The organism is Mycoplasma marinum (assembly GCF_004335975.1).
Lineage (GTDB): Bacteria > Bacillota_I > Bacilli_A > Mycoplasmatales > Metamycoplasmataceae > Mycoplasma_K > Mycoplasma_K marinum.
This window is the reverse complement of sequence record NZ_PSZO01000121.1, coordinates 1-548: the sequence shown is the minus strand read 5'-3', so window position 1 is coordinate 548 and position 548 is coordinate 1. Positions and strand designations below refer to the sequence as shown.

Below are 548 nucleotides of genomic sequence, written 5' to 3'. Positions count from 1 at the left end.
AATTTATTGGATACGAATTATATGTACCATCCGAGCAATTTAAAGCATCATTTGAAGAAAGTATTGGATTTGAGGTTAGACCAATGTATGGTGATGAACCAATGCATATAGAGGCGTTTGACGCTAATTTAAGTAGTTATGAATATGACGAAAAATTAAAGATAGCTAATTCTGCAACGCCAGATGAAACTATTAACATTTTCGTTGTTAATGATTATTATTCACTTGGTGGTGTTACAGAATATAATAAATATTTAGTTGATACCATATTAAAGGCTGGATATAAAAAAATTAATTGAATTTATACGATGACAAATAATAAGGTTGCAGTAAAAAAAGTTATTGATCCAAGGATTAATCAAATATTTATGCCATTAGCAAGAGGGAGAGGTTTATTTTCTAGTATTAAAAATATTTTAACAGTCAAAATAACGTTATCTAATATTTTAAAGAAAAATCCAGCTAAAAAACTTATTCTTAACCCTTATTTTTCATATATGGTTTTATCGAAAAAAGTAGCAAAGAAACAAAAAAGTATAATTAGCATT

Annotated in this window: 1 protein-coding gene; it reads left to right on the top strand. The window is 26.6% G+C overall.

Going from position 1 to position 548, the window contains the following annotated elements; genetic code table 4:
* Positions 1–548 (top strand): hypothetical protein (locus C4B24_RS05155; protein ID WP_168388394.1); only part of this gene is annotated, 548 nt, incomplete at both ends.